The following is an 18,223-nucleotide window of genomic DNA, read 5'->3' on the forward strand; positions in this document are numbered from 1 at the left end:
GCCAACTTTGCTGTACATTGGACCGGATATAGACTAGCAACAACCTAAGGTCGTTATCAGCATCACATATCTCTGAAGAGGTTCGCTTGAAACTGGCCCGATATTCCTTGGTTAATGGTACTTCAATAGTGGTGTGCTGATTTGTCTGCTGTAGTCTCGTGAAGGTTGTTCACCTGGGTAATAAGTATATAAATGCTGTGTCGTGTCGCTGTCGTGAGATATTTACTCGTCGCATTGGCGCTCTCCGCCGCGGGGATCTTGTCGAGGTTAGCGGGGTACGAGCAACTTGGTATATGGCTACTCGCGGCGGGGGGCTTGGCCCACACCCTCCTGAATAAGCCGGGAGATGTGTGTAGAAGAGGTAGGTTTGCCGGTTGCGTGGTGGTGCTCGGATCTCCATACGCGAGGCCTCTTGGGATACCTCTTGAATACGTGGGGGCGGCGTGGTTCGGCGGCGTGCCCCTCGCGTTTCATCTAGGTTTTGGACAGATGTGGGCCCTACTGGCTGTGTTAGGCGTGGTGTTGTTAGTCGGAATGGAGGTGAGGCTTAAGGCGCTGTGTCTATACTGCACAGTTGCGCACATAATTGGGCTGATATGCGCCGTCTTTCTACTTCTATGATTCATTGATGTACTGGGCTAAATTCTGCGCCGCCTCCTCTGCCATTTTTCTCAAAGCACCGCTCACAAGCGAGGGCGCCAGCGTTGCGGCTAGGCCCCGGGCCTCGCCCTCGAATCTCCAGCTGACCACAGACCCCGAGCCGCCGGGGGTCGCAGCAACCTCTATTTTGAAGTCTGCCGTTGTCTGGAGCCCCGTGGCCCTCCCTACGACCACTACGCCGTCGTCGCGAACCTCTGCGTATTTGAAGCGGGCGTTCATCCTGCCGGAGAGGTGCCCAAGCCTCACCGACGCCTCGCCCATGTACTCATCGCCGGACTTCTGCACGTTGGAGACCCCTGGTATGAGCTTCGCCACCACCTCCGGCTTTTTCAACATCTCCACCACCTCCCGGGGCGGCTTGTTCACTTGAAACTGGCCAGATTCCACCACGCGCATGGCCTACCGCTCTCGATGGTTATTAAATATTGTCAGCGAACTCGGCACACTTCACCACTCCGCCAAGAACCGAATCATCACGTCGATGACCAGAGGCGTATTTAAATGACGCCTCGGCTTTTCGCAAGCTCCCTCGCCATTTGGTACAGCTCCCGGGGCCCAAGCGAGACATCGCCCACCTCCGGCGGCCTCTCCGAGAGGCTGACGAGACCCGCCTTCTCGGCCACCTTTCTAAGCCTCGCGACCGCCTCGGCGGCCTCCGGCCTTGTGAAGGGGCCGAGCTTCACCTCAAAGGCCCACAGCCTCCTACGCCCTCTTGTCAGCACCACGTCGATATCCTCGCGGGGCGAGTACCGCTGGACGGCTCCGTAGTAGCTGGCGAGCATCTCCCCCACTGTGAACTGGACCTCCCGCCCGATCGGCAACTCAGGCGGGGCCGCGCCTAGGTCGCTGACGCTGTACTTAGCCTCGGCGTAGAGGATAAGGGAGAGCACCGGCGACCTCACTGTGTAGTACCTTTCCCGCCCGAGGGTAGGCACAGCCCTCAAAACGCCCATCTTAGAAAGTTTAGAGAGGATGGAGGACGCCGAGGCGAGGCCGCCTCTGAGGCCCAGGGCCCCCGCCACGTCTGTGCTCTTCCAGTACCCCTCCGCCACCAGCAGTATAGCCCTCCAGTATGTATCAGTCAACTCCCTGTCCTCCTCCGTGAAGACCTCGCCGATGAGCCCCCTGGCGATCAGCGCCAGATCCCGCGCCCTCTCCCTGAGCTCTTCTACGCTACTTATGTGGGGTATGGCCCACGGATCTCTCCACACCACGGCGAGGAGGGGGTCCCCTACCTGCGCCAGAACCTCCTCGTATGCAATTATGTCTATGTGGAGGGGGGAGAAGAGCCCGAGGAGGGGGCTGGACTTGTCAAATACCTTGTGAACAATCCCGTAGCTGGAGCCCGCCGCTATCAAAACCCCACGTGGAGACCAGCTGGCCACCAAATCCCAGTACCTCGTGGGAAACCGCTGGAATTCGTCAACCACGGCGACGCCGCCCTTCCTCAACACGGCGCCCACCTCCCTAACCGCCTCCTCCACCGGCACCACCTCGTCACCCACCACTGCGTGGCCCCCGCCGTGGCCCACCAGCACGTAGAGGTCATGGGGGGCACAAGTCCTAAGTAGCGTGGTCTTGCCAACCTTCCGCCTACCGTACAACAAAGTCCAGCTACGGGCCCTGGCCAACTGGCCACATTCACTACGTCGAATTATTCTCACCAGACTAGTACATATAGAAGAGTTAAAAATTTACGGATCCTCACCAAATCTCTTCACGATCTTTAGCGCCAAGTCTATCAACTGCTTATAGCGCCGGTTTAATACTATATCTTTAACAATTTCTATTTAATAAGTTGATATTTATTAACAAGAACATTTCTAAACTTAACTATGTTCATATAGAGTTTAAAATCATTTTCTGTAAAAACTCCGTGGATCATTAATTGTCTGCCGGCGTCTATATAGCCCCTGGCTGAGAGCCCCAGCAGTGAGACAGCCATCTCTGCCATGTCTATAAGCGCCTGGCTTTGAGACATGAGGAGATACATGGCGCCGTGCAACCTTTTTTGAATCTTCTAGATCCTCCGCCGTGTATCTATCAAGCTCCGCCCCGTAGCTGAAGACGTATCTAGCCAGCTCTCTCAAGACCGCCATGTCTTTGAAAGCTGTGTCTCCCACGCCTCCACCTTTCTGAGAGTGATGAAGTGATCAATACAGACATTCACATGGAAGTAGAGCACGTCTAGAAATTCCTTCAAACCTCTGTAGTAGAGCGGTCTCCCCCTAGCGATTTCTAGAACCAGCGCGCAGGGCGTGTCTTCGTCAAGCACTACAATGTCAATATCCTCCTCCCGCACGCCTAAACGCGCGGCGAGATCCATCACTAAATCGCCGTATCTATCGCCAGGATCGGGCCAAACCGCTATGTCCCAGTCCCCCTAACAACAGGCTTATACCCCGCCCTCGAGCCAAACAACACGGCGAATCCAACACCATATTTCTGCCAGGGAAAGTCCTCAAGCACGCAATTTGAACAGTGGAAAAAAATCTTTGTATTATGTGGAAGGATTATGGTATTGGTTCAAAAACGCCGGCTTGAAGCACTAGTATTCTCAGCAGAAGTGCCCCGATGAGCGCCAGCACTGCGGCCGCCGCGGTCAGCGCTCTGCTTTGTCTTTTCATCGAAACTATCCCAATGGCCAGGGGGATGACCACGCCTAGTCCCACGAGGCCGCCCCAGAACGCCGCCGCCAGGGACCCGTACGCAAGGGCCTGGGCGCTCAGCCTTGCCGCCGTGGAGCCTCCATACAGCGCTAGGTTGATGAGGGCCATGACGGCGATTAGCTCGGCGGATTCAAGCGCCACGCCCATTCGCACCACTTGACGAGTTACGTCGCCGTGGTGTAGCAAGAGCTCTACCAGTGCCAGGGCGCATACCGAGGCGCTGAGTAGCCAAAGGACTGGTATGAGCGCTGTGTTCCAGAACGGGATGCCGGGCGCCGCCGCTATGAGGAAGCCGCTGTATATCGTAATGAGTACGCCAACCACCACCAGCAGAACACCGTACCATGTGGAGTCGACTATTCGTACAAGCACGCTACTGGCCGCTATATACCTCAGCGTGAGGAACAGCAGAAGGACTGTGCCTAATGATATCAACGCGATGCCCACCGCCATCCAGCTCCGCACCCAGCCGAACGTGCCGCCGAGGATAGAGGACAGTATCGCTCCAGGCATATTCCAAGGTCTCGACAGGTCGGCCACTACAAACACCAGCGCCAAGACGATCGCCGGTAGTAAGGCGTATGCAAGCCTCTGGTAACCCTCTACCCTCTGCCGTGCCAGCATTACATAAGCCACCGACCCCATCCCAGCTATGCCGGCCAGCCACAGAAACGGCCCAATTAGATATGGAGACCAGATTTCTTGAAACGCTGTCATGGCCCCACCACCACGAAGTACTTTGGCTCAGTCCCCTTTCCCTCGAGCAGCCTAATATAGCGGCTCTGGGCAAGCCGCCGGGAGATGGCGCTGTTAGGATCGTCCAAGTCGCCGAAGGCCCTGGCGCCGGCGGGACACACAGCGACGCAGACAGGTTCTAGGCCGGCCTTCACCCTACTGAGGCACTCCTCCCCCATGCACTTCCTCGGCAAGCCGCTCTCCTCGTCAAGCCACCTTGCCTCGTATGGGCAAGCCACCATACAGTACTTACAGCCTATGCACAGCTCCGGCTTTATCTTGACTAGGCCGTCCACATCCCTGTACGAGGCGCCGGTTGGGCAGACGGCGACGCAGGGCGCGTTGTCGCAGTGCTGACACTGGACGAGGAAGAGCATAGGCCTCGGCCCCCTCACCAACTCAACCCTCTTTATGTTTGAAGCGAGCCAGCCCCATGTCTTGTTCACCCTCCCCGTGCTACCGTAGTTTGCCGCGTTGCAAGCCGCTATACACGCCCCACATGCAATACACCGCGACTGGTCCCAGAGGTGAGCCAGCCGCGTCATAGCTTCCTCACACGGACCGTGCTGTTTGTAGGCGCAGACCCAACCACAGGCTCGATCTTCCCCGTGGCAAACCACTGTGGATTTACACCCTCCCGCAGGAACTCGAACTCTTTCGTAATGAAGCTTGACCTCCTCCCGCCGAGGAAGGCGTAGGTAAACAATACGCCCTCCCTCACTCTATTCGTCACCTTTACCCTAGCTGTGGCCTTCGCCCCCGTGTCTATAGACTCGAGCTCTACCAAGTCGCCGTCTCTAATGCCCAACCTTTCCGCGTCTTTTGGATTCATCCACACGGAGCGATCGCCGAGGAATTTGGCGTTTGGCGTAAAGGCGAAGTGGGAAGACACAACGTTGTCTTTGCCGTTGACTAGGTAGAACTCGTTCGGCGCCTTGGGCTTTGTGTAGAGCGGCTCCCTGTAGTCTGGCAGTGGATCAAGCTTATTTCTCAACGCAGTAATGGAGTATATCTCCACCAAACCCGTCGGAGTGGCTAGCTTCGTCTTGTAGGGCCTCGTCTCGTAGCTCTTGCGCTTCAGCACCACGAAACCCTTCTCCTCCAGCTCCTTCTCCAGCTCCTCGAGGGATAGCTTAAACCTCTCCGCCACTTTTTTAAGAGCTTCGCGCACAAGTTGGCGCTCCCACTCCTCGAACTTGTGAGGGTCGGCGTAGCGCTCGTCGTAGCCCACCGCCTTAGCTCTGTCGGGATAGGCCCTCCTTACAATCTCCATAAGTATCCACGGCGCGTGCCTCGCCTCGACGCCAGGCGGCGGGTCAAGCGCCTTGTGAGATTTTTGAAGCGCCGCGTGTAGCGTCCACTTTACAGTCGACACCTCCTCCCTTTCGAGAAACATCAAGTCTGGAAGCACGTAGTGGGCGTAATCCACATGGTCATGTGGGAAGATGTCGATGGCCACCACTAACTCAAGCTTCCTAAGAGCCTCCACTGCCATGTGGTACCTGGCGTCTCTCTGCAGTGGCCCCGTCCCCACCACAAACAGGGCCTTAACAGGATAGGGATCGCCGGAGAGTATCGCCTCATACACAGAGTCGAAAGAGGATACCGCAAGCGGAAACTTAATCTTGTCAATTCTCTTGGCCTTAGGCGCCGGTAGCTTAACGCCGGTGAGAGTCACCACGTCGGGGCCGACGGGGTCGCATATATTCGGATACCCAGCAGACTCCTGGAAAGAGAGCCCACCCCGCTTGTCAATATTACCCACCAGCGCGTTTAGAATCAGGATAAGCCGATATGTGTCGAAGTCGTTGCCGTTCCTCGCGGCGTACCACCCATCCTCGATCACCCCCCTCGCCGTTGCGAACTCCCGCGCAATTCGCACAATCGTGGCGGCATCAACGCCGGTTATCCTCGCGGCGGCCTCCGGCGGGTACTTAGCCACGCGCTCTGTGAACAGCTCCCACGCAGTCTTCGCGCCCCCCACCCTCTGCCTCGCCTCGTCGTTTAGAGTCAGCGCCGGGTTTTTCGTCTTCCCCAAAGGCGCAGGGGCTTGAGCGTCGGCGTCCCAGACGACATAATCACCCTCAACCCCAACCTCCTTGCCAGAGAGAGGCGAGCCGTCTGGCTTTATCAGCATAGGCGCGTTGGTATATAGCTTCACGAAGCTCTCGTCATACAGCCTCTCGCCGATAATTACATAGGCCATCCCCATTAAAAACGCGGCGTCGGTGCCGGGTATAATAGGCACCCACTCAAGAGAGCTGTAGGCGATGTTCGGCGCCCGCGGATCCACCACCACTACCTTAACCCCGCGCTCCCGTGCCGCTGTCAGCCGCCTAATATGACCCATCGCCGCATCTAGATTCCTCCCAATCAGTATTAGATACGTCACGTTTTCATAATCTGGGTCTACAGTAGGCGGTCCGCTTGCCCCCAGCACGGCTCCTCTAGCCGCTGTTGATGCAGTGTGGCAAGTCCCCTCGTGCCCTATAAGGTTGGGGGTGCCTATTAGGTACTGAAACAGCGGTAGGAACCATGAATGGACATCATGGCGCGTGATGACCACGGACTCTGGGCCGTATTTTTCCACGATTTCTTTAAGCTTCGCCGCGATTTCGTTGAGAGCTGAGTCCCAATCCACTTCCACAAACTTCTCCCCTACCCGCTTCATAGGCCTCTTAAGCCTAAGCGGGTGGTTCCACATCTGAAGAGCAGATGCGGGACGTCCACACATGCCGGGTTGCGGATGTGCCAAATTAGGCACTAGATACCTCCTTCCATTACGCTCTACGAAAAGTAGCCCACAGCCGGCGCCACATGCCCCACACATCACAGGGATGACACGCTCTGAGCTAATCGCAGAGGCTGACTGCTCCTTAGACAACGTGGATACTGCGCCCAGCGCCGTTCCTAACAAAGCCGCGGTGCCAACGACCTTTAAGAAATCTCTTCTCTGGATCTCCACGAACCCTTACATTTCCTGTTTAGATATAAACTTCATTATGATTTATGTACATTGAATATATCAAATGTACATAAATAATCAAGATAAGCCTACTGCAACAAATTCTGTCTCTTTACACTTGTACGATTTGTCGTGACGATTTTTATATCTACGAAAGTGGGAACTATGTATAAATAATTAGCCGTCTCATATAGTATGTGAAAGTTGCCGCGGTGGCCAGAACCAACGTAGTTACCTGCTTCCCCACCACGCCAATTCGTGAAGTAGCCGAGTTAATTCTTGCGAAAAACATCGGCTCGGTGGTGGTGGTCGACCCAGCTAACCCCACAAAACCCGTGGGTATCGTAGGCGAGAGGGATCTGCTAAAGGCTTATGTGGCCGGGATGGACCCCTCCACTCCGGTGCGCGAAATCATGTCCAAGCTAATTATCACAGTAGATGCAGATGCTCACATAGGCGAGGCGTTGCTACTAATGAAGGAGGCCAATGTGAGGCGTCTAGTGGTGACAAAGGGCGGCGAGCTGTACGGCGTAGTGGCGTTGAGAGATATTGTGTACAACATACCGCTCTTAAAAATTCTCGCCGACTACTTCTCCAAATAAATATTTATTTAAATAGTTTCACAGCCTCCTCCGTGGAGTTGCTGACAGCGGCGTTGTTGTTGATCATCGTCGGCGTGTTCCTCATGGCGTTATCCATGCTCATCACCGCATTGAAAAGGGAAGAGGAGGGCGGAGAGTCAAAAACAGAGGCGGGAGGGGTCGTGTTGATCGGGCCCGTGCCCATTGTCTTCGGCACAAGCCAGAGGATAGCCCAGCTAACCCTTATACTGGCCATCCTGCTCACGGCGCTGGCGCTGTTGCTGTTCACACTGCCGCTCCTTAGGTGAGGCGCTACCCGCCAGCCGCCGCCTCCCTCCGCCTCCAAAACAGCCACTGGAGGAGCAGGACGGCGGCTATCAACGCCGCCAGGCCCGCCAACCCCACAGCCACCGCGGACTCGCTCCCCGCCCCGAAGCATATAGGCACGAAGAACACCACCACGCAACCAACCACGCCTCCCTCAGCCTTGACGCCGCCTTTCATAAATATATACGCCGCAGAGCCCAGCACTAGGAGTAGAACACCTGCCATTACCAGCACAGTGCCAAAAACAAAAAGCCAGTTCATCGCCACAGTTGTGTAACGCGTATAAAAACCTTCAGCCGTTGCAGTTTCCAGCGGGTAGAGCCATGCCTATTGGCAAAAAAATATACAATGCGTTTTATAGTACACAAATGCCGATTTAACCGGCGAGCTTGTGTCAATAGATATATAAAACCAAGTCGTATCTGCTGTCATGACGAATCCAAACCCACTTCTTCCACTAAGTGCGTTAGGGATCTATTTCCACGGCGTGTACATATCGCTGACGTTTGGCCTCCCCGTGGCGATAGGCGTAATGCTCTGGAAGTGGTGGCGCACCGGGGACCGCGACTACTACAAGGCGGCCCGCATCATGACGGCCGTGCTTGGGGTGAACTTCGCACTGGGCGCCATCACCGGGACACTCGTAGAGTTCGGCCTAGTCCAGATATGGCCCGGCGTAAACCTAGCCATTGCCACCTTCGCCTTTGCCCCCCTCGCCCTCGAGTTGATCGCCTTTGCTAACGAAATAGCCTTCTTGATACTTTTTATAGTAACTCTCGGCAGGGTCAAGCCGCCCACCAGCATCGCCATTTTGGCGCTGTACGCCGCCTTCGCCTACTTCTCCGGCGTCTTGATCACCGCCGTTAACAGCTGGATGCAGGCGCCGTGGGGCGTCGGCCCCGTCGCCAAGACCCTGTACCCATTCATGCCCGAGTACGGCCCCAACGTCGTCGACGTCCCGAAGCTTGTGGCGCTTAAGCTAGCCGCCGTCGCCACCGGCCAGCCCATCTCCCTCTTAATCGAGAAGCCGGGGTTCGCCCAGGAGGTTGGCATCGTGTTAAAAGACCCGATGGTCGCCCTTTACAGCCCCTATGCTCTGGTGTCTATATTCCACAACATCCTCGCCGCTATTCTCATAGGCATGGCCGTGGCCACGGCCGGGTGGGCTTACAGATACTTTAAGACTGGGGATCAGAAGTATCTCAAGATCGTGAAGCCGCTGGCCGGAGCCTTCGCCGTGCTGTTCGTCATACAGGCTCCCATAGTGGCGCATTTCATGGGCGAGGTGGTGGTGCACTACAACCCCACTAAATTCGCCCTTATGGAAGGCGCCGAGACGACCTACCACAACCCTATCATCGCCCTTGTGGCCTATGGAGATCCCAACAAGCCCATAATCGGCTTCGACGAGCTGGAGAAGGCGTGTATGAACAACACCTTGACTGTAGGCGACTTGGCCAAGGCCCTCAACCTCCCCCAGACGCTGAAACTAGCCGGGCAGTCGGTGGACATCTCCGCCCTAGCTTCTGTAAAGCTAAGCGACTTGTGCCTCGCAGATCTGCAGAAGGCCAAGGCGTACATGCCGCTGATACACACAGTCTACTACGTCAAGGTTGCCTTTGCGATAATCGGCGGCCTCGCCGCGGCTGTCCTGTTCTTCTACTTCTATAGGGTGCCCGGCCTCTCAGCCATAGCCAGCGCCATTGCTAAAATATTCGGCGACGAGAGGCGGAGGGTGTTTCTCCTAGCGCTTCTGCTGGTCCTAGGCACAGTCATCCCTGCCGTGGGCGGCTGGGCAGTTAGGGAGATTGGGAGGAAGCCATGGAGCGTCTACGGCCTCCTGTACCCCTCGGAGATTGTGACGCCGGTGCCCTATGCCTCCAGCCCCGGCTTTCTCGCCTTCGCCTATCTTGTGATTTTGGCGGTGAGCCTTGGCGGCCTCTACGCCATGTATCTAGTGGCCACTAGGGAGTACAAATTCCTAGAGCTTCTGAAGAAGGGGGCTGGGGTTGGGCAATGAACCCCGCGGTCTTCATCGGCTTTGTAGGCCTCGGCCTCGCCGTTACGCTACATGTCATATTCGTCTCAATGACGCTGGGCACCGGCCTCCTCGCCGCGTGGTATAGGTGGAAGGCGTACAGGGAGAGCGACCCGTGGGCCGAGCTATTCGCGAGGAAGGTGTTTAAGGTGTTGATAGTTTCTGAGCTGTTCTCCGGCGTATGGGGCACTATAATAACTGTATTCCTAGCCGGCTTCTTCACCGCCGTGACGACGCTGGCCACAAACACTCTATTCATCCCCATAGCCATAGCCATCGCCTCTATAATGATTAGGATACCGACGATTGCGATTAGCTGGTACACCTGGGGCAAGATACACCCGCGGACGCACTCCCTGGTGATGTGGATAATGGCCCTCTCCGGCTTCGGCGTTCCCTTCGGCTTCAGAGCTATCTTCGCCGAGATAAACCACCCCGTGGCGGTGGGGTACTACCTCCAAACTGGCCACAACCCCGGCTTCATGCCGTATTCCAACCCGCTGTTCTGGACTCTGTACCTCCACACAGCCGCCGCTGTGATATCTACTGGGGGCTTCGTCGCCGCCAGCCTGCTGGCTCTGGATAAAGACGTTAGGGGCGTAAAGGCAGGTCTGTTGCCGGGGGTGGGCTTCTTGGTTGCTCAGCTGATCTTCGGCCCGCTGTACTACTTCTCCCTTGACTGGTACTCCCCGCTACTCTTCAAGGCGGTTAACGGTGAGTTCCTCCCGCTTCTTGTCATAAAGCTCGCCGCCGTTGTTGCCCTACTGGCGCTTGGATTAGCCTCGTACAAGGCGGCGAGGGCTGGCGCAATTTCTAGCTACGTCAAGTGGCTGGGGCCGCTTGCGCTCTTCACAGTCGCCCTCGGCGAGATTCTCAACGACGGGGCGCGCTACCCCAACCTGGTGATCCTCGGCGATAAGGGCCTGTCTGCCGACTTGTTTGCCAACTTATACATGGATATACCCATGCCAGCTGTCTACGTGATACTGGCTTTTTTAATACTGTCAATTGTGGTTTTCACAATGGCCGCGTTCTACGCCTTGTATAGGAGGTTCATTGCAGAGGTGCCCGAGGTTTAAATGTCTGAAGCTTTTTTCTGGTCATATCCCGTTACTTTTCTCTTCTGGATCCTCGCAGTACTGCTTCTTTACTCTCGGTCCTGGCTCTCGGGGGTGTTGGCTGTCCAGCAGGCAATTTTCATACCTACTCTTGTGTCTATTGCCTTGAAGACATGGGCAACGGATAAATCTCTCCAAATGGCCTTCGGAGGCGTTCTCAACGTGGTTGGCCTTGCCACAGCTGGGCTTCTGCTTTTTCTTGTTTATCATGTACAAAAAGCTAAGCGGCTACCATTGACAGCGTGGATTCTTGCTATTCTCATCGCGTTAATATTAACACTTCTTCTTTCCACCATGGAGTTGCCAATTGCTACTAGACTTAGGCAGACTACATCCACCTATTTAAAAATTTTTTGAAATATTGTTCGCCTGAAGCTCGTTAATAAATTATAAATAACTAAAATGAACGATAATATACATGTCAACCGGAAAAATTGACTGGAGTTCTCTTTGGAAGAAGGAAGATTGGTGGGCGCTGTGGCTTGGACTTGTTTTGTTCTTTTACGCATTTATTGGATTTTGGACGTATGCCGATGCGCTGGGGTGGGTGCCCATGTGGACTAAATGGACTGACCCCGGCAAAGCCTTCGCTGTTCCTAATCCAAAACTTGTGTTTGGCTCTCCGTGGGTTAACCTAGTGGTGGCTTGGCTTGTGTTGATGCTGTTGCTGGCGGGCCCGGCAAAGTTGATCGGCGTTAAGTTCGGCGACTGGGTGAAGGGGTTTTCCATAATTTACTGGCTTTGGTGGCTATGCGCCTTTGTTATCGGCTACAAGCCTATTGCCGACGTGGTTACCACCGAGTTTGCCTTTACCCTGGCGCTGTTTGTAGGGATGTTGCTGGGGAATTTGCCCAGGGTGCCTCAGTGGCTGCTGGGCTCTGCCAGGGGGGAGTGGTTTATAAAGACCGCGATTGTGCTCCTCGGCGCTAAGATCTTGTTTACTGACTGGATTAGGTACGGCGGCGCCGTTTTGACTATGGTGCTGATGTCATTTCCGGTGTTTATGCTTCTCGCATTTCCAATATTTAGGCTGTTTACGAGAAATACAGACCTCAGTGTCGTGGCCGCGGTTGGGGTCGGCGTCTGCGGCGTCTCGGCCTCTATCGCGGCGGCCGGTGCCATCGGCGCGCCTGCCATCTACCCCACCATGGTCTCGGCGGCGATTTTAATATACGCGGCGGTGGAGCTTGTCATACTGCCCTGGGTTGGGATTTCTCTAGTTAAGGCTGGTGTTATGAGCCCGGCGGCCGCGGGGGCGTGGATGGGTCTCTCCGTCAAGACAGACGGCGCCGCCGCCGCCTCCGCTGAGATAGTGGCGAGGGGGGTGGGTAGCGATGTTCCGCTTAGCGTAGGCGTTATGTCTAAAGTGCTGATAGACATATGGATTGGGGTCATAGCCTTCGTGCTGGCCTTAATCTGGGTGTTTATTGTCGAGACTAGGAGAGCCGCCGCCGTTCAGAGAGCCGGCGTAGAGGCTAAGGCCAATCCAGGTGTGGAGAGGAGGAGGCCTTCTCCTCTGGAGTTGTGGTTTAGATTTCCAAAGTTTGTCTTGGGATACTTCTTTACTTCTATTGTGGTGTCGCTCCTCATCATGCACCTCGCGGGCACCGTATACGCCTCTCAACAGAACCCAGTGGACGCCGCTACTAAGGCCGTGGTGCCTGTGGTGGTTAATAGGGGCACTGACCCGTTCCGCGTGTTGCTCTTCGGCTTGACCTTTGTGGCTATTGGGATAAACACTAGGTTTAGCTTGATGAAGCAGTACAGGGTTTGGAACCTCTTCATCGCCTACGGCATCGCCCTGTTGATAATTATCGGCCTAGCCTATTTAATAAGCACGTCCTTCTTCCCCAAGTAAATAGGCTTTTTTCCCCACCCGTTTTTTATCTGGAGGGCGAAGTCGTAGCCGTCTGTGAGGGCTTTTATAGAGGCCTTCACGATATTTGTAGAAACCCCCACTGTTCTCCACATCCTCTGCCCGTCTCTAAACTCCGCCAAGACCCTGACCACGCTCTCCGTGCTCTTCTTAGCGGTGGGCAACACCACTTTGTAGTCGCTAAGCGCCACGTCGACAAGCTCCGGGAAGGACGCCGTCAGCGCCCTCCTCAGAGCGACGTCTACGGCGTGGACAGGCCCGACGCCCTCCCCCGCCTCCAGCCGGACGGATTCGCCGACCCTAACCTTCACAAATGCGTAGGAGTGCTCGCTGGGGCCCGTCACCACCTTCCACTCTAGCAACTGGAAGCGCTCTGTGTAGAGGCCGAGGTGGCGCATGAGGATGAGTAGCGCCGAGGCCGGGGCTAGGTCGAAGGAGTAGCCCTCCTTCTCCATGCGCTTAATTTCCTCCAGCGCGCGTCTCACAGCCTCGTCTCTCTTCTCCAGCTCCAGCCCCAGCTCCTCCGCGGCTTTGAGCACCACGCTCGCGCCGCCCGCCATTTCAGAGACGACGAAAACCCTCCTGTTGCCCACGAGGGCCGGGTCCACGTGCTCGTAGGCCCTAGGCACCTTCATAACCGCGTCTGCGTGGACGCCGCCCTTGTGGGCGAAGGCGAACTCCCCGACGTAGGGCTGGTAGGGGTTGGGCGCCATGCCGAGCGCCTCGTACACCAGGCGGGAGACCTCCCTCAGCTTGCTGTACTTGGCGGGGGGCGGCTCGTCCCGGAGAACTCTAAAACCCATCTTCAGCTCTAGGGTGGGCAACACAGCCACGAGGTCGGCGTTGCCCGTCCTCTCCCCCACTCCGTTGATGGTGCCCTGCACGTGCCTCGCCCCGGCGGCGACGGCCATCAGCGTGTTGGCGACGGCGCATCCAATATCGTTGTGCATGTGGGCGCCCAGGGGCATGTTTGGAAACCTCCGCCTCACCTCCTGCACTATTCTATACACCTCGTTGGGCGGCGTGCCGCCGTTTGTGTCCGCCAGCACCACCACCCGCGCCCCGGCTCTCCACGCCGCCTCTATCGTGGCGAGGGCGTACTCTGGATCCTCCTGGTAGCCCTGGAAGAAGTGCTCCGCGTCGTATATCACCTCCATGCCGTGTTGCCTTAGATACTCCACACTCTCTGCAATCATCGCCAGGTTCTCCTCCCTCGTGGCTTCAAGCACCTTGTCGACGTGTAGCGTCCAGCTTTTGCCAAATATGACGGCCGCCGGGACGTCTGCCTTGACTATGGAGTTGAGGCTCTCGTCTTGATGGGGCCTTAGGCCTCTGCGCCGCGTGCTCCCGAAGGCGGCCAGTTTGGCTCTGGTGAGGGGGTACTCCTTCATTAGTTTGAAGAACTCCAAGTCTTTGGGGTTTGAGTAGGGCCAGCCGCCCTCGATGTAGTCTACCCCCAGTTCGTCTAGTTTAAGAGCGATGTTTATCTTGTCCTGGAGGGTAAAGGACACGTTGGCGCCTTGGGCGCCGTCGCGGAGGGTTGTGTCTAGAACTTCTACATAATCCCCGGCATGGCTATATAAGAAGCGGGGGATTTATAAATTTTGGCCCCCGCCGCGCTACATGCGGGCGCCGCTGTATAGCTTAAGGCCGTATTCCTTGAGGGGGGCGAAGTGTTTTACGTTTCTAGTCCACAGGGGGATGTTTTTCACAATTGCTGTTGCGGCTATGATAATGTCGGCGTCGCTTATCGTAACGCCGCGGCTTTTAAGCTCTCTGTATATCTCAGCCGCCTTCTGGAGAATTGCGTTGTCGTTCCACACAACCACAAAGATGTCCTCTAAGAGCTTTTTTGACTTTTCCACATCTGCAAATCCTCTGAGTAGCTCATACAGTGTGATTTCGGAGATGTAGAAAACTCCGTCGCCGAGCTCAAGCCTGCCTTTTATATATTCAATAACAACGTCGGTGTCTACTAGTACCTTGTCCATCTAGCTCTCTCCACAGCCTCCTCTTCCAGCAACTCCGCCAGCGCCTTTCTGGCATCCTCTCTGCGTCTCTTTACAGCTTCTTGGGCCAGCTCTCTGAGGAACTCGTCCCATGTCTTGCTCCCCTTTAATGCCTCTAGCAAGGCTTTGGTCTCCCGGGAAATTGTAATTGTCGTACTCACATACAATTAGCAACTGCAAAATTTAAACATCACTTGCTTGTAATAGGCTACCTGCCTCGGCGCCGGTGTCCCGTGGGTTATTTTTTGAGGTAGTACCAGGTGCCGAGGGCCTTTGCTATTAACCTGCCGTCGGCGTCTCTCACCTCGCCCTCGACCACTGCTATGCGGTTGCCCCGCCTCACAACCTGTCCGCAGATTTTGAAGGGCTTCTTCACGCCGGGTTCTAGAAAGTTCACCTTCAGCTCCACCGTCACCTGATCGTCACCGTCGTTAAGCGTCAAGGCGGCGAACCCCATGGTCTCGTCTAGAGCCGTCATGATTACCCCTCCGTGCAACATCCCGCCTACCCTCTGGGCGTTTTCGCCGGCGTCCAGCTCGGCGCATGCACGGCCCTCGGACAGCTCCACCAGCCTGTATCCGAGGAAGGCTGTTATGGGCTCGGCCTTGTGGATAAATTCGTTAATGCGGTCAACCCCCATGGCGAGCACCGACCTAAGCCCCACGCCGTTTACATGAGGCGGCTATTTAACTCTTAAGGCCATGTAGACTCCTGCAATGGCGAGGGCCATGCCGACTGTCTGGAGGGGGCTGAGGCCTTCGTGGAGGAGGACGGCGGAGAGCGCGGTGGTGATTACAGGCATCAGCGGCAGTAGCGAGGCGGCCGACTGCGGGTCTGCCAGCTTTACCGCGGTGTTCCACGCCGTGTAGGCCACCGCCCCTGGGATTAACGCGATGTATACTACAAGAGCGGCATGTATGGGGGTCAGCAGTGCGCGGTAGTCTGCGTAGGCGGCCAGCGGCGACATGGCTAGAGTGCCGAGGAGGGAGATCCATGCCATGGCCTCGGCGGGGGTGTAGAGGTTATACACCCGCCTAACCAGGACTGTGTAGAGCGACCAGGACAACGTGGCGAGGATCGCCAGGGCGGGGCCCAGCAACGACTTTATTGTGATGTAGGGCTCGAGGATGAGGTACGCCCCTGCGAATGAGGCGGAGGAGCCCAGCAACGCCCCGCGGCCCGGCGCCTCGCGGTGTAGCAAAGCCTGCAACAGCTGGGTCGTGGGGCTGGCTAGAACCACGAATAGAGAGGCCGCGGCGGCGGATATGTAGACTAGGGAGCTGTAGAGGAATATGTTGAACCCCGCCACCCCGAGAAGCCCCAGCGCCGCAAGGAGGGCGAGCCCTCCCCTGTACCTCGGGAAGCGGGCTAGGGCAAATACGGCAGGTGTCGCCAGGGCAAATCTAGCAACGGAGAGGGCAAGGGGATCGACGCCGCCCGAGGCTAGGTACCTGCCTACCAAGTAGTTGGTGCTCCAAGACACTGTGGAGATAGTGGCGAGTAGGAGGCCCAGCCCCCGCCCCTTCATATACAACCCGCCTCGGTTGCGGCTCTCCTCAGCACCTCGGCCAGATCCTCGGCGGAGAGCCTCCCGGTGTTCATATTCCGGGGGCTTGGGTGGTAGGAGGCGTATATCTTAACCCCGCCCAGATCCACGGCGGCTCCGTGTCTAAACTCCGCCTTCGCCGCGCCCAGGGCTCTCAGCACGGCGCCCCACGCCACCGCGCCGAGGGCGACTACGGCCCTGGGCTTCACCGCCTCTATCTCCTCCCGGAGCCACGCTACGCAGTTCTCCACCTCGCTCTGTGTGGGGCGGTTTCTCGGCGGGGCGCACTTCACCGCCGAGGTTATGTAGACGCACCTCAGCTCCACGCCGTCGTCTCTCGATATGCTGTACGGCCTCGTGGAGAGGCCGAGGAGGTGGAGGGCTTTGAAAAGGTTCTGGGCGGAGCGGTCCCCAGTGAACATCCTCCCAGTCCGATTGCCGCCGTGCGCCGCCGGCGCCAGGCCCACCACCATGACCCTCGCCTTCAGATCGCCCCACGGGGGCACGGGCCTGGCCCAGTAGGGCTGGCCGCTGTACTTCTTCAAAGGCTTGACTGATGCTCTGTACGCCGCGAGCCTGGGGCATTTTTGACACGCCGTGAGGCGCGCGACGAAGTCACTGTACCAGTCCACAGAGAGGCCGCGAACCCACCTTTAAAATATGGGAGCCGTCAGCCTGTCTATGGCGTTGAAGTCTACGAGGCCCTCCACGTCGCCCTCCCTCGCGATTACTAAGTAACGCCGCCTCCGGCGGCCCACGTCCACCCTCTGCGACTTCTCTATAAGCGCGTCTAGGTCGCGTGTGGTGGCTCTCCCCCACTTGACCTCTGCAAACAAGGCGTTTCTATCGTCGAGCGCCACCACGTCTATCTGCACGCCCCCCCCCCACTGGCATACGTAGCTGGGCTTGAAGGGGGGGGGGGATCACGCCCTCTGCTATCAGCCGCCGCGTCAGCTCCCCCAACACGAGGCCTAGGCGCATCTCCAGCTCATGCCTAATCCTCTCCACCACCGCGTCTACCCCCCAGCTCCATGTCAGACTGGTTTGGGAGTACGAACTTCAGCCAGAACCACGTATAGTTATCCGCCGCCTGGTAGACCCCCTTCCGCCTCTGGCCGTAGGGCGCAACATGCTTCACAAAGCCGAGGATCTCCAGCGCAGATAGGTACTTGGTGAGGTTAGTCTTGTCCATGCCAAGCGCCCCCGCCAGCTTCCCCAGGGAGCTGTAGCCAAGAGCTATATACTTGAGAATAGAGAGGTAAGTGGCGGGCTCCCACAACTCCTCTCGGAGGAGGAAGTAACCCTCGTCGTATAGGAGGGAGCCCTCCCGGAAAACCGCCTTCCTCGAAGCTCCCGCCGTCGTCGAACTGGGCGAGGTACAGCGGCACGCCGCCCAGACCTTCACAGCGTCCACAAACCCGTACCTCGGCACAAAGAGCCGCATAGCACCAGGAAAAACCCCGGCGGGACAGCTCCTCGTCCCACGCCCTCTGGAGATCGGAGACGACCCCCGGCCCAGCTCCACTACAATCTCCCACGTCTCTACGTCATCGAACATCATCTTGTCGAGAGGCCCCAGGAGGCGGGGTTCCCATCTTGTGTCAAGCTGTACCGAACTCGCCTTGATCGATTCCAAATCTATTGGAACTGGCCTCGGTATCTCCCTCTTTCAACTATCGTGGCGCGTTGTCAGTTCTAA

Annotated in this window: 24 protein-coding genes; 7 read left to right on the forward strand and 17 right to left on the reverse strand. The window is 56.9% G+C overall.

Annotation, left to right across the window (positions count from 1 at the left end; all coding sequences use genetic code 11):
• Positions 1-213: 213 nt before the first annotated feature.
• Positions 214-621, forward strand: a complete 408-nt coding sequence (locus P186_RS12405) for a vitamin K epoxide reductase family protein (RefSeq protein WP_014289856.1) — start codon at positions 214-216, stop codon at positions 619-621.
• Here the strand turns inward: P186_RS12405 and P186_RS12410 are convergent.
• The 7 genes from P186_RS12410 to P186_RS12440 form a co-directional block, all read right to left on the reverse strand.
• Entirely contained in the window at positions 616-1,056 is a 441-nt protein-coding gene (locus P186_RS12410) for an SRPBCC domain-containing protein (protein ID WP_014289857.1), read from the reverse strand. The two genes, P186_RS12405 and P186_RS12410, sit on opposite strands and share 6 nt — an antisense overlap.
• A gap of 101 nt (positions 1,057-1,157) precedes the next feature.
• Positions 1,158-2,324, reverse strand: a complete 1,167-nt coding sequence (locus P186_RS12415) for an ATP-binding protein (RefSeq protein WP_148683067.1) — start codon at positions 2,322-2,324, stop codon at positions 1,158-1,160.
• A 122-nt stretch (positions 2,325-2,446) separates the two neighbouring features.
• A complete protein-coding gene (locus P186_RS14410) occupies positions 2,447-2,653 on the reverse strand; it encodes a HepT-like ribonuclease domain-containing protein (protein ID WP_237179417.1) in 207 nt (68 codons plus the stop codon).
• A gap of 93 nt (positions 2,654-2,746) precedes the next feature.
• Positions 2,747-2,986 (reverse strand): hypothetical protein, encoded by a 240-nt coding sequence (locus P186_RS14415; protein ID WP_014289860.1) that lies wholly within the window; start codon positions 2,984-2,986, stop codon positions 2,747-2,749.
• Positions 2,987-3,173: 187 nt separating this feature from the next.
• Positions 3,174-4,046, reverse strand: coding sequence for an NrfD/PsrC family molybdoenzyme membrane anchor subunit (nrfD, locus tag P186_RS12430; protein ID WP_014289861.1), 873 nt, complete (start codon positions 4,044-4,046; stop codon positions 3,174-3,176).
• Positions 4,043-4,609, reverse strand: a complete 567-nt coding sequence (locus tag P186_RS12435; RefSeq protein ID WP_014289862.1) for a 4Fe-4S dicluster domain-containing protein — start codon at positions 4,607-4,609, stop codon at positions 4,043-4,045. The genes nrfD and P186_RS12435 overlap by 4 nt, the downstream gene beginning before the upstream one ends.
• The gene (locus P186_RS12440) at positions 4,606-6,768 is read right to left on the reverse strand and encodes a molybdopterin-containing oxidoreductase family protein (RefSeq protein ID WP_014289863.1); all 2,163 of its coding nucleotides are present in this window, start codon (positions 6,766-6,768) and stop codon (positions 4,606-4,608) included. The genes P186_RS12435 and P186_RS12440 overlap by 4 nt, the downstream gene beginning before the upstream one ends.
• Positions 6,769-7,226: 458 nt before the next feature.
• On the opposite strand from P186_RS12440, the gene P186_RS12445 reads away from it, so the two are divergent.
• Positions 7,227-7,631, forward strand: coding sequence for a CBS domain-containing protein (locus P186_RS12445; RefSeq protein ID WP_014289864.1), 405 nt, complete (start codon positions 7,227-7,229; stop codon positions 7,629-7,631).
• Positions 7,632-7,663: 32 nt separating this feature from the next.
• Positions 7,664-7,918 carry a TIGR00304 family membrane protein gene (locus P186_RS12450; protein ID WP_014289865.1) on the forward strand — a complete coding sequence of 85 codons (255 nt, stop codon included), beginning with the start codon at positions 7,664-7,666 and terminating at the stop codon, positions 7,916-7,918.
• 4 nt (positions 7,919-7,922) lie between these two features.
• Here P186_RS12450 and P186_RS12455 read toward each other — a convergent pair whose 3' ends face one another.
• On the reverse strand, positions 7,923-8,198 hold the full coding sequence (locus P186_RS12455; RefSeq protein WP_014289866.1) for a hypothetical protein: 276 nt from the start codon (positions 8,196-8,198) through the stop codon (positions 7,923-7,925).
• Positions 8,199-8,367: 169 nt separating this feature from the next.
• Here P186_RS12455 and P186_RS12460 point away from each other — a divergent pair, with 169 nt between their 5' ends.
• From P186_RS12460 to P186_RS12475, 4 genes are all read left to right on the forward strand, one after another.
• Positions 8,368-9,957 (forward strand): cytochrome ubiquinol oxidase subunit I, encoded by a 1,590-nt coding sequence (locus tag P186_RS12460; RefSeq protein ID WP_014289867.1) that lies wholly within the window; start codon positions 8,368-8,370, stop codon positions 9,955-9,957.
• The gene (locus tag P186_RS12465; RefSeq protein WP_014289868.1) at positions 9,954-11,054 is read left to right on the forward strand and encodes a cytochrome ubiquinol oxidase subunit I; all 1,101 of its coding nucleotides are present in this window, start codon (positions 9,954-9,956) and stop codon (positions 11,052-11,054) included. Before P186_RS12460 ends, P186_RS12465 begins: the two co-directional genes overlap by 4 nt.
• Positions 11,055-11,450, forward strand: a complete 396-nt coding sequence (locus P186_RS12470) for a hypothetical protein (RefSeq protein ID WP_148683069.1) — start codon at positions 11,055-11,057, stop codon at positions 11,448-11,450.
• A gap of 61 nt (positions 11,451-11,511) precedes the next feature.
• Complete coding sequence (locus P186_RS12475; protein ID WP_014289870.1) at positions 11,512-12,951, forward strand: putative sulfate exporter family transporter; 1,440 nt, start codon at positions 11,512-11,514, stop codon at positions 12,949-12,951.
• Here the strand turns inward: P186_RS12475 and cimA are convergent.
• The 9 genes from cimA to P186_RS12515 form a co-directional block, all read right to left on the reverse strand.
• Complete coding sequence (gene cimA, locus P186_RS12480; protein WP_148683070.1) at positions 12,918-14,564, reverse strand: citramalate synthase; 1,647 nt, start codon at positions 14,562-14,564, stop codon at positions 12,918-12,920. The two genes, P186_RS12475 and cimA, sit on opposite strands and share 34 nt — an antisense overlap.
• A 24-nt stretch (positions 14,565-14,588) precedes the next feature.
• The gene (locus P186_RS12485; protein ID WP_014289872.1) at positions 14,589-14,960 is read right to left on the reverse strand and encodes a type II toxin-antitoxin system VapC family toxin; all 372 of its coding nucleotides are present in this window, start codon (positions 14,958-14,960) and stop codon (positions 14,589-14,591) included.
• Positions 14,945-15,139 carry an antitoxin VapB family protein gene (locus P186_RS12490; RefSeq protein ID WP_148683071.1) on the reverse strand — a complete coding sequence of 65 codons (195 nt, stop codon included), beginning with the start codon at positions 15,137-15,139 and terminating at the stop codon, positions 14,945-14,947. Before P186_RS12490 ends, P186_RS12485 begins: the two co-directional genes overlap by 16 nt.
• Before the next feature lie 77 nt (positions 15,140-15,216).
• Positions 15,217-15,618 (reverse strand): PaaI family thioesterase, encoded by a 402-nt coding sequence (locus tag P186_RS12495; protein WP_148683246.1) that lies wholly within the window; start codon positions 15,616-15,618, stop codon positions 15,217-15,219.
• A 42-nt stretch (positions 15,619-15,660) separates the two neighbouring features.
• The gene (locus tag P186_RS12500; RefSeq protein ID WP_014289875.1) at positions 15,661-16,506 is read right to left on the reverse strand and encodes a DMT family transporter; all 846 of its coding nucleotides are present in this window, start codon (positions 16,504-16,506) and stop codon (positions 15,661-15,663) included.
• Positions 16,503-17,156, reverse strand: coding sequence for a uracil-DNA glycosylase (locus tag P186_RS12505; RefSeq protein ID WP_014289876.1), 654 nt, complete (start codon positions 17,154-17,156; stop codon positions 16,503-16,505). Before P186_RS12505 ends, P186_RS12500 begins: the two co-directional genes overlap by 4 nt.
• Before the next feature lie 21 nt (positions 17,157-17,177).
• Positions 17,178-17,399, reverse strand: a complete 222-nt coding sequence (locus P186_RS12510) for an ATPase (RefSeq protein ID WP_014289877.1) — start codon at positions 17,397-17,399, stop codon at positions 17,178-17,180.
• A complete protein-coding gene (locus tag P186_RS13925) occupies positions 17,368-17,532 on the reverse strand; it encodes a hypothetical protein (RefSeq protein WP_158307151.1) in 165 nt (54 codons plus the stop codon). The genes P186_RS12510 and P186_RS13925 overlap by 32 nt, the downstream gene beginning before the upstream one ends.
• Positions 17,519-18,160 (reverse strand): AAA family ATPase, encoded by a 642-nt coding sequence (locus tag P186_RS12515; protein WP_014289878.1) that lies wholly within the window; start codon positions 18,158-18,160, stop codon positions 17,519-17,521. Before P186_RS12515 ends, P186_RS13925 begins: the two co-directional genes overlap by 14 nt.
• Between the last annotated feature and the right edge of the window lie 63 nt (positions 18,161-18,223).

The sequence above is a fragment of the Pyrobaculum ferrireducens genome (assembly GCF_000234805.1).
Classification (GTDB): domain Archaea; phylum Thermoproteota; class Thermoprotei; order Thermoproteales; family Thermoproteaceae; genus Pyrobaculum; species Pyrobaculum ferrireducens.

Coding starts and splice junctions, on each gene's coding strand:
- P186_RS14410 (WP_237179417.1), bottom strand. CDS start 2,653: ATGTATCTCCTCATGTCTCAAAGCCAGGCGCTTATAGACATGGCAGAG.
- P186_RS12470 (WP_148683069.1), top strand. CDS start 11,055: ATGTCTGAAGCTTTTTTCTGGTCATATCCCGTTACTTTTCTCTTCTGG.
- P186_RS12465 (WP_014289868.1), top strand. CDS start 9,954: ATGAACCCCGCGGTCTTCATCGGCTTTGTAGGCCTCGGCCTCGCCGTT.
- P186_RS14415 (WP_014289860.1), bottom strand. CDS start 2,986: ATGGATCTCGCCGCGCGTTTAGGCGTGCGGGAGGAGGATATTGACATT.
- P186_RS12495 (WP_148683246.1), bottom strand. CDS start 15,618: ATGGGGGTTGACCGCATTAACGAATTTATCCACAAGGCCGAGCCCATA.
- P186_RS12460 (WP_014289867.1), top strand. CDS start 8,368: ATGACGAATCCAAACCCACTTCTTCCACTAAGTGCGTTAGGGATCTAT.
- nrfD (WP_014289861.1), bottom strand. CDS start 4,046: ATGACAGCGTTTCAAGAAATCTGGTCTCCATATCTAATTGGGCCGTTT.
- P186_RS12485 (WP_014289872.1), bottom strand. CDS start 14,960: ATGGACAAGGTACTAGTAGACACCGACGTTGTTATTGAATATATAAAA.
- P186_RS12500 (WP_014289875.1), bottom strand. CDS start 16,506: ATGAAGGGGCGGGGGCTGGGCCTCCTACTCGCCACTATCTCCACAGTG.
- P186_RS12410 (WP_014289857.1), bottom strand. CDS start 1,056: ATGCGCGTGGTGGAATCTGGCCAGTTTCAAGTGAACAAGCCGCCCCGG.
- P186_RS12455 (WP_014289866.1), bottom strand. CDS start 8,198: ATGAACTGGCTTTTTGTTTTTGGCACTGTGCTGGTAATGGCAGGTGTT.
- P186_RS12435 (WP_014289862.1), bottom strand. CDS start 4,609: ATGACGCGGCTGGCTCACCTCTGGGACCAGTCGCGGTGTATTGCATGT.
- P186_RS12475 (WP_014289870.1), top strand. CDS start 11,512: ATGTCAACCGGAAAAATTGACTGGAGTTCTCTTTGGAAGAAGGAAGAT.
- P186_RS12440 (WP_014289863.1), bottom strand. CDS start 6,768: ATGTGGAACCACCCGCTTAGGCTTAAGAGGCCTATGAAGCGGGTAGGG.